Here is an 8,653-nt window from a genome sequence, read left to right on the forward strand (position 1 = left end):
GCGTACATCAGGCGAATTCCACTTCGACGTGGCCATGCACGCTGCGGAACGCGGCATCGGCGGCATCGATCACCTGCTGCTCCTGCTCGGCGCTCAATGGCACCGCGTCCAGTGCAGCGGTGAACTCACGCCAATGGCGCGCAGCGCCATCCGGGTGCGCGGCGAGGTGACGGGCGCCGAAGTCGCGATCCAGGCCCAGCTTGGCCGCCATCTTGTACAGGATGGTGCCGCCGAGGTTGGAGCCTTCGGCCACGTACAGCCAGCCCAGCGCCGCCGGCAGTGGCAGGTCGGACGGCAGCGCAGCAATGTCCGCACCCGGCAGGGTCTGCTCCAGGTCCTGCAGGTCGCGTGACACCTGCTTCAGGCGACGGCGCTCGCCGAGGTCCGGCAGCAGTGCGTCCAGCGCAGGATTGGCATACAGCGCGTCGATGCTGCGGTGGAAGCGGTACTGCACGCGAAGGAAGCGGGCGAAGTTGCTGCGGTCGGCGAAGATGTCGCCGGCCATGATGCGCTTGTCGAGCGCGCCGTGACTGTCGCGGGTGGCGGCCTTGAGCCGCAGGCTGCGGCTGTCTTCAGGGGCGATGTGTGCGTTCATGGGGGATGCCAAGGGGGTCGTCGTGCTGTAGACGTTCGCCGTGGGGCTTTCCCCAAGGCCGTGTGCACCGATAATGGACCATCCCTTCTTCCCGCAGGAACCGATGATGATCACCACCGAACCGCGCATGACCAACCTGTTCCTGCAGCTCGGCCTGGACGCCAGCGCCGAGGGCATCGCCCGCTTCATCCGCGAGCACCAGCTGGCCACCGATGTGGAAGTGGTCGAGGCGCCGTACTGGAACGACGCCCAGCGCCAGTTCCTGTCCGAGTCGCTGCAGGCCGATGCGGCGTGGAGCACGGTGGTGGATGAGCTGAACGAATCGCTTCACGAAGACGCGGTGAAGGCCGCGACCGGTCTGTAAGCACGCGATGGGCAGCGCCGGGCATGGCCCGGTGCTACCCGTTACAGCGCAGGAGCGGTGCGGACCAGGGTCCGCACCCACCGAAAGCGCACTGCGCAGTCGATCAGTACTTCCAGGTCAACGCCAGGCGCGCGGTGCGGCCCGGGGCCGGCATCACGCCCAGCGCCAGCGGATCCAGGTAGTAGCGGTCGGTCAGGTTGTCCACGCCCGCTTCCACGGACAGCTGGTCGTTGAAGCTCCAGCTGGCAAACAGGTCGACCAGGGTGGTCGGCCGGTACAGCTGCTGGATCGCCGACAGGCCGACGTTCCATTCCTTGTCCAGCTTGCTGATCGGGCCGGCGTTGTGCACCACGCGGGTGCCGAAGGTCAGGCGCTCGTCGAACAGGCGCGACCCCAGGGTCAGGTTGACCATGTAGCGCGGCGGGTTCTGCGTGTTGGTGTAGGAGCCTTCGAAGCCGCCATCGACGCAGTCCGGCGTGCCGGCCAGCTCCGCGTTCTTGCGCTGTTCGCCATACGCGCGGCGCTCGGCGGCGATATCCGGCGCACAGGTCTTGGCCTTGAAGTAGTAGTGCGCGGACAGATCGGCAAACAGCTTGCCGCTGTCATAGCTGGACTGGAACTCCATGCCCGACACCTTGAACCGGTCGACGTTGCGGATCAGGCCGGCCGACAGTGTGCGGTAATCGCGGGTGATCAGGTCGTCGATGCGGGTATCGAAGTAGGCCAGCTTCAGCGCCAGGCGGTCGCCGGCGGTGAACAGGTCGTAGCGGATGGTGCTGGCACCGATTTCCCAGCTGCGCGCACGCTCCGGCTTCAGTTCACCCACCGGCTTGGCAGCGGTGAACAGGCCCAGCGTGGTCTCGAACAGGCTTGGCAGCTTGGTGCCTTCGGCGTACTTCACGTAGACCATGGTGTCTTCGCTGAAGCGGTAGGCCACGCTGGCAGTCGGCGAGAACGCACTGTCGCGGCGGCGGATCGGCTGCGACCAGCTCCAGCTGACCGGCACTTCCAGGTCCTGCGCCTTGCCCGCGTCGTAGAAGTTCCAGCCACCGATGTCGGCCACCGTGCCCTTCTTGTACGGCGAGGCCAGCAGCGATTCCTGGGTGAAGTTGCCGTTGGCATCCGGATACCAGTTCAGCAGCGCGATGCGCTTGGCCCGCCACGATGGCAGCGCCGGGTTGCCGTTGAGCAGCTCGGTGTAGCGGTACTGGCCCTGCACCTCGTAGGCGTCGGGCGTGGCCAGGCGGTTGCGGTCATGCACATCCACGCGGTTCCAGCGGCCACCGGCCAGCAGCTCCCAATGCTCGTCGGGCTGCCACTTCAGCGAGGCCACGGCGCTGTATTCCTTGCGCTCGGCGTTGCGCAGGAAGCGGTTGTTGACCAGATCGTCGTGCATGACCGGCCCGGAGCTGCCCGGCGCGATGTCTTCATCGCTGTAGGACAGGCCGTAGTCGAGCGTGAACGCACCCGCCTGCGTATCGAACCTCGAGGTGTTGCTGGCGTCCAGGCCGAAGCGCTTCTGCCGCAGCGGATTGCGGTAGGCATCCTTGTAGCCCGGGTCGCCACTGAAGCTGGGCGCGTCATACCACTCGGTGCGGCGGTCGAAATACCACGGCGTGATGCCGGTCAGGCTGTTGTACATCACGCTGTCGGTATCGGTGTAGGTGGCATTGACGCGCAGGTCGACCAGCTCGCTGTCCGGATTGAAGCGGTAGCGCAGGGTGTAGCTGTCCATGTCGACATGGCCCGGATCCCACTGCGGGATGCGGTCACGATCAACGCGGATGATCTGCGAGGCCATGATCTCGCCGGCGGTGCCTTCGTAACGGCGGTAGCCCGCCTCAAGCGTCTGCGCATCGTCGATGCGCCAGGCGCCCTTGAGCAGCGCCGACTTCGAGCGCGAGGAAGTGTTGAACACCTCGGTACGCGGCGGGTTCAGCGGGGCCAGCGTGCGCCGGGTCTGCGGGAAATCGTCGTAGCCATGCTTGCCCGAGAAATAGTTGCCCGTATCGCGGTAGGCGTAGGCGGCGACCAGGTCGAAGCGATCCCAATGGCCGGCGGCGGCGACGTTGAAGAACTGGTTGCCGGTAGCGCTGCGGTCGGTGCGCGGCGCAGCACTGTACGCCGGCAGGTTGTTGGCGCTGGCGTTGGCCAGGCCACCACGCACGCGCACGCCGAAATCGCGGCCTTCGCGCAGCACGTCACCGATCTTCAGCGTCTCCATCTCGACCACGCCGCCGATGCCGCCAGAGGCGTTGGCCTGCAGGCTGGGGCCCTTGGTGATGGTCAGGCTGGAGATCAGGTCCGGGTCCAGGTAGGTGCGCTGCGACTGGCCTGCATAGCCACGGTAGGTGTCGATGCTGGACTGGCCGCCGTCGATGATCACCGGTACGCGGCCCTGGCCCTGGATGCCGCGGATGTTGACGTCGAAGCCGTTGCCGACGCGCGGATCGCCGGCGGTGACACCGGCCACGCCCTTGACGATGTCGCCGTTGGATGTGCCGCGGAAGCGCTCCAGGTGCGTGCGGTTGAGCGTGGTGGTGGAGCCGACGCTGCGGTAGCTGTCGAGCAGGCGGGCTTCGTCGCTGGTCGCGCCGGCATCGACACGGTCGCCGGCCACGCTCAGCGTGTCGGTGACGATCACGCCATCGCCGGCCTGCGCTGGCGTCGCTGCTTCCAGCGTGACTGCATCGGCGCTGACCCGGCGTACCGCCAGGCCACTGCCCTGCAACAGCCGCTGCAGCGCGTCGTTGGCAGACAGGCTGCCGTTGACCGCACGCGAGGTCACGCCCTGGGCCAGCGTCGCCGGATAGACGACCTGGATGCCGGACTGGCGCATGTAGCTGCGCAGCGCTTCGTCCAGCGGCAGCGCCGGAATGTCGAAGCGCTGCACGGCGGCATGATCGCCGCGGGCGCTCTGCGCCAGCACGGACGGCGCGGCGCTGGCCAGGCCTGCGGCCAGCAATGCGATGCACAGGCGGGACGGGCGCAGCACGCGGCCCGGACGATGGGAGTCGAACATGGGGGAACCTGTCAGGTAATCAGTGCCGCGGGCGCGGCGTCATCCGCAACACAGGCGGACACGGCGACGTACGTGGCGGCGGCGGGTACGTTCGCGGAGTAAGACGGATGGGAGCGCGAGGACCCCAAGGGAGATTTGCGGAAGATGACGGGTGAATGCATCCACGCATGGCGTGGATCTACTGGACGATGGCAACACCGAAGGGAAGACGGGTCACCTGCAGGCCGGCCGTTGCAGCCAGCGCATCCAGTGCCTGTTCCGGGCGATCGATGCGCAGCGCTGCACTCACCGCCGGCAGCCGCGAAAGGTCACCGCGCACGAAGGTAGGCCCGGCACGATAACGTCCCACCCATTGCACGGCATCGGCGACGCTGGCCTGCTCCAGCAGCAGTTCGCCCTGGCGCCACGCGCCTACGCTGTCCGCCGCCACGTCTCCCAGGCGGGCCACGCCACTGTGCTCGCCATAGACTGCGCGCTGGCCCACCTGCAGGTAGGTCCAGCCACCGTCGGCCGGGCTGGCCACCCGCACCCTGCCCTGCCCGACCTGGGTTTCCACCTGGCCATCGCCGCGCGCGACGGTGAACGCGGTCGAGATGTCCTCGACCACGCCATTGCCCGCACGCACACTGAAACGCCGCTCTGCATCAGGCGTGACGTCGAACCAGGCGCGTCCGCGCAGCAGCTCGACCTGGCGCGCATGCGCGTCGAAGTTCACGGCGATCGCGCTGTCCGCATCCAGCACTGCACGGCTGCCGTCGGGCAGTTGCACGTCCTGCACGACATGCGTGCTGCGATGATCGGACTGCAGGCGCAGCCAGGCTTCCGGCCAGGCCACCAGCATCGCCAGTGCGGCCGCGGCAGCCATCGCCCAGCGCAGTCGCCGCGACCGCGGCCGCGGCCGCTGCACCGGCCTGGCCTGCGGACGCGGCCCGATGCTGCGCCACAGCGCGCGCTCGTGTTCGAAAGCCCGGCGGTGCCCCGGCTGGGCCAGCCAGCGTTCGAACTCGTGCATCCGCGCCTCGCCGACGTCGCCCGACGCCAGCCACGCGATCCAGCCCCGGGCCTGTTCGGCCAGGGCATCGTCATTGGCGGCGGGCAGCATGTTCGGCGGGCTCATCGGCTGGCGGACAGGCGCATTCAAGCGCGGGCAGGGGAACTAGACCGCATCCACGGTCCAGTGATCAAGACGTTCCAGCGGGGAGCACCCCCAAGCCTGGACGATCATCGACCGCTGCGCGCCCAGGCCAGGCGTTGCAGCGCAGTGCGCACATGGTTCTCGACGGTGGTGACCGACACGCCGAGGCGGCGCGCGATCTCGGCCTGGGTCAGGCCCTGCAGGCGGTTGAGCCGGAAGATGCTGCGCGTCGGTTCCGGCAGGTGGCCTGCCGCATCCAGCACGCGCTGCAGTTCGTCCTGCGCCATGGCCTGCTCCTCGGTCGAGATCACCTCGTCCGGCCCCCACAGATAGTGGTCCGCCAGCAGGCGGTTGCGGCGGGTTGATTCGCGGCCGTGGTCGGTGGCCAGGTTGGCCGCCAGCCGGTACAGATAGGCGCGCGGGTTGTCGATGGCCTGGCTGTCGTCGACCCCACGCGCCTTGAACCACACCGCCTGGATCACGTCCTCGGCGCCGCCGTCGCTCCCCAGGATACGTTGGACGCGGCGCAGCAGCGCAGACCGCTCGCGGATCAGCAGTTCGGTGAGGGTGGCGGCATTGGAGGACATGCGCGGAGCCGGTACCACGGACAAGAAGGCGTCGCGCATGCTACTCCGTTAATGCGAATCAGTCACGTTTGCATTCCTGACGGCTCTCACAGGCAGTCGGTCAGCCCGTCGTAGACGCTCTGCGAGGTCCCGGGCAGCGGGTCATGCAGCGGATCGCGCGCGGCCAGCGCGGCATGGAAGGCTTCCACCGGGGTTCCCGGCACCAGTGGCAGCCGGCACAGCCAGGTCGGTTGCCGGGCCACGATCGCTCCATCCTCGCGGGAGACCTCCAGATCGCTTGCGACAAATGCCCACAGGCATTCATGGACGGTGCCACGCACCGCATCCACCGAGCAGCGCAGGCGCAGAGCCCGGATGTCGCTGTACTCGCCCTCGCAGAAGGTGTCCCCGCAGATGTTGTCGAAGCCATGCTGCAGGCGCCCCTCCAAGGCAAAGAAGCGGTCCCAGTTATCTTCCTGCTGCGGGTAGTCGATCAGATCGACATAGGGGAAGGCCTGGGCCGAAGGCGCGGCCAGCAGCGCGCAGGACAGGCCGAACAGCAGGACGGAAACGTTCATCTGCGGACTCCTCGGGAAGGTGCATCCAGCCTGCGCTTCGGCGCCTGTCCACCCCATCGGCCAAACCCCGGGCGCACTGTAGGACCGCCCCGCGCCATGCCGTGGGCCCCCTCCCCTGCACAGCGCCCGGCAAAGGCATAAAATGGTCAGCTATCCGTCTACACCCCCCACCTGGAGCACACCATGGGTCTGGAACTCGTCTCGCCCGGCAAGAACCCGCCGGAAGAAATCAACGTCATCATCGAGATCCCGAAGGACTCGGAGCCGGTGAAGTACGAAGTGGACAAGGAAACCGGCGCGATCTTCGTCGACCGCATCCTGTCCACCCCGATGCGCTACCCGTGCAACTACGGCTACGTGCCGAGCACCCTGTGTGGCGATGGCGACCCGGCCGACGTGCTGGTGGTACTGCCGCTGCCGCTGGTGCCGGGCTCGGTGGTGCGCTGCCGTCCGGTCGGCGTGCTGAAGATGAGCGACGAGGCAGGCAGCGACGAGAAGATCCTGGCCGTGCCGGTCTCGAAGATCTTCAGCGGCTACGCCCACGTTGAAGACATCGCCCAGGTGTCCAGCCACTGGCTGGAGCGCATCGGCCACTTCTTCGAGCACTACAAGGACCTGGAAAAGGGTAAGTGGGTCAAGCTCGACGGCTGGGGCGGCGCCGCCGAGGCCAAGCAGATCCTGATCGAGGCGCACCAGCGCCACCTCGACAGCAAGGCCTGAGCCTGAACCGGATCGCTCCGGCATGCACTGCCGGAGCGATGCGGGTCACGTTTCACGACGACGGCACATCACTCTTGCTGTCGTATTAGGTAAATTGCGTCACTTCACACGTCGTCGACATCCATCGTCGAGACAGCCAGGGGAATGTGTCGTGCGTATTCTGCTTGTTGGGGATGCAGCCAGCCTGCCGGCCGAGCTGACCGAATTCATTGCCGATCTTGGGGAAGACTGGCAACCGTTGACCGCCTCCGATGGCCAGGCTGCGATGACCGCGGTCGCCACGCAGGGCGTGGATGCGGTGATCGTCTGCCCGCAGCTGCCGGACCTCAATGCCACCACGCTGCTGGGCCAGATCCGGACCCTGCGCCCGGAAACCATCCGCATCGCGCTGGTGGATGCCCTGCATGGCAACCGGCCGCCACCGGCGCGCCTGATCGGCGTTGCCCATCGCTTCCTGCCGTTGCCGCTGGCACCGGAAGTGCTGCTGGAGGCGCTGACCAGCCTGGAAGAGCTGCGCGAGGTGCTGGACAGCCCACGCCTGCGCGATGCCATCGGCCGCATCGAGAAGCTGCCGTCGCCGCCGCACCTGTACCTGAGCCTGACCCAGGCGCTGGAGCACGACGACGATGCCGACAGCGCTGACGTCGCCAAGCTGGTCGCCGCCGATCCGGCCATCGCCGCCAAGGTACTGCAGTTGTCGAACTCGGCGTTCTTCAGCCAGGGCCGCACCATCTCCGACCTGCGCACCGCGGTGACCCGGCTGGGCCTGGCTACGCTGCGCGACCTGGTGCTGGCCAGCGAAGTGTTCTCGGCACCGACGCTGTCGACCGCCGAACGCAATTCGCTGCAGCAGCGCGCCCTGCTTGCCTCGCGGCTGGCCGCACGCCTGCTGCCCGAATCCAGCGCCGAACTGGGCGCGACCGCCGCCCTGCTGGCCGACATCGGCCTGCTGCTGCCCGGTGTGCGCAACGAACGTTCCGAACCGTCGCTGGCGGGAGATACGCGTCCCGGCCACGCCGAGGCGGGCGCCTACCTGCTGGGCCTGTGGGGCCTGCCGATGCCGATCATCGAAGCGGTGGCCTTCCACCTGCAGCCGCAGCGCGCCAATACGCGCAGCTTCTGGGTGACAGGTGCCGTGCACGTGGCATTGGCACTGGTCAACGGCGATCCGGTGGACGAGGACTACCTGCAGCGCGCGGGCGTGCTCAACAAGCTGCCGCAATGGCGCGAGCATGCCAATGCGTTGATGGGGCTGGTACCCAGCGACGCCTGAACCCGCCACTGCACCCCAGTGGAACTCAAGGGGCGCGCCTGACGGCGCGCCCTTTCCTGCATCAGCGCGCGCCGCAGGCATCCTGCACGCAGTGACGATACTGCAGATCGCACAGCACCTTCGACTTGCCCGCAGCCAGGCATTCCTGGCGAAGCTCCTCGCAGTACAGCCCGCCCCCACAGACGCCACCGGTCTGGGCGAACACCGCACCCACCAATGTTGCATAGATCAGTGCAGCAGCAGACAGTTTGTGCAACAGCGTGCTCTTCATCGCTCTCTCCATGTGCAAGTGTCCGCAAGTGGACCCGTCAACTGTGTTGATTACGACACGGCAGGAACGTGATTTCGCTCACCTTCCAACATGTTTCGGAATTCCCCTACAAATAAAGAGGGCGGGCCT

The 8,653-nt window shown here is 67.3% G+C and carries 9 protein-coding genes; 3 read left to right on the plus strand and 6 right to left on the minus strand.

Translation table 11 applies throughout. From position 1 onward, the window contains the following. Positions 1-7 precede the first annotated feature (7 nt). Entirely contained in the window at positions 8-595 is a 588-nt protein-coding gene (locus tag N7590_RS13000; protein WP_164241790.1) for a biliverdin-producing heme oxygenase, read from the minus strand. A gap of 106 nt (positions 596-701) precedes the next feature. Here N7590_RS13000 and N7590_RS13005 point away from each other — a divergent pair, with 106 nt between their 5' ends. Continuing rightward, positions 702-959, plus strand: a complete 258-nt coding sequence (locus tag N7590_RS13005; RefSeq protein ID WP_010483993.1) for a DUF2789 domain-containing protein — start codon at positions 702-704, stop codon at positions 957-959. Between the two features lie 103 nt (positions 960-1,062). On the opposite strand, the gene N7590_RS13010 is transcribed toward N7590_RS13005, so the two are convergent. The 4 genes from N7590_RS13010 to N7590_RS13025 form a co-directional block, all read right to left on the minus strand. After that, positions 1,063-3,981: a TonB-dependent receptor gene (locus tag N7590_RS13010; protein WP_164241789.1), complete on the minus strand. Its 2,919-nt coding sequence runs from the start codon at positions 3,979-3,981 to the stop codon at positions 1,063-1,065. Positions 3,982-4,159: 178 nt separating this feature from the next. Next, positions 4,160-5,098: a FecR domain-containing protein gene (locus N7590_RS13015; RefSeq protein WP_164241788.1), complete on the minus strand. Its 939-nt coding sequence runs from the start codon at positions 5,096-5,098 to the stop codon at positions 4,160-4,162. A 104-nt stretch (positions 5,099-5,202) separates the two neighbouring features. Continuing rightward, a complete protein-coding gene (locus N7590_RS13020) occupies positions 5,203-5,703 on the minus strand; it encodes an RNA polymerase sigma factor (RefSeq protein WP_049456982.1) in 501 nt (166 codons plus the stop codon). An 86-nt stretch (positions 5,704-5,789) separates the two neighbouring features. Beyond that, positions 5,790-6,260, minus strand: a complete 471-nt coding sequence (locus N7590_RS13025) for a hypothetical protein (RefSeq protein WP_164241787.1) — start codon at positions 6,258-6,260, stop codon at positions 5,790-5,792. A gap of 183 nt (positions 6,261-6,443) precedes the next feature. Between N7590_RS13025 and ppa the strand changes: the two genes are divergently transcribed. Together ppa and N7590_RS13035 are read left to right on the plus strand one after the other, a co-directional pair. Beyond that, on the plus strand, positions 6,444-6,980 hold the full coding sequence (gene ppa, locus N7590_RS13030) for an inorganic diphosphatase (RefSeq protein WP_005410935.1): 537 nt from the start codon (positions 6,444-6,446) through the stop codon (positions 6,978-6,980). Between the two features lie 151 nt (positions 6,981-7,131). Next, positions 7,132-8,253: an HDOD domain-containing protein gene (locus N7590_RS13035; RefSeq protein ID WP_053511390.1), complete on the plus strand. Its 1,122-nt coding sequence runs from the start codon at positions 7,132-7,134 to the stop codon at positions 8,251-8,253. A gap of 61 nt (positions 8,254-8,314) precedes the next feature. On the opposite strand, the gene N7590_RS13040 is transcribed toward N7590_RS13035, so the two are convergent. Further along, the gene (locus tag N7590_RS13040) at positions 8,315-8,524 is read right to left on the minus strand and encodes a hypothetical protein (RefSeq protein WP_010483987.1); all 210 of its coding nucleotides are present in this window, start codon (positions 8,522-8,524) and stop codon (positions 8,315-8,317) included. Positions 8,525-8,653 lie beyond the last annotated feature (129 nt).

The sequence above is a fragment of the Stenotrophomonas sp. GD04024 genome, assembly GCF_029837545.1.
Classification (GTDB): Bacteria; Pseudomonadota; Gammaproteobacteria; order Xanthomonadales; family Xanthomonadaceae; genus Stenotrophomonas; species Stenotrophomonas forensis.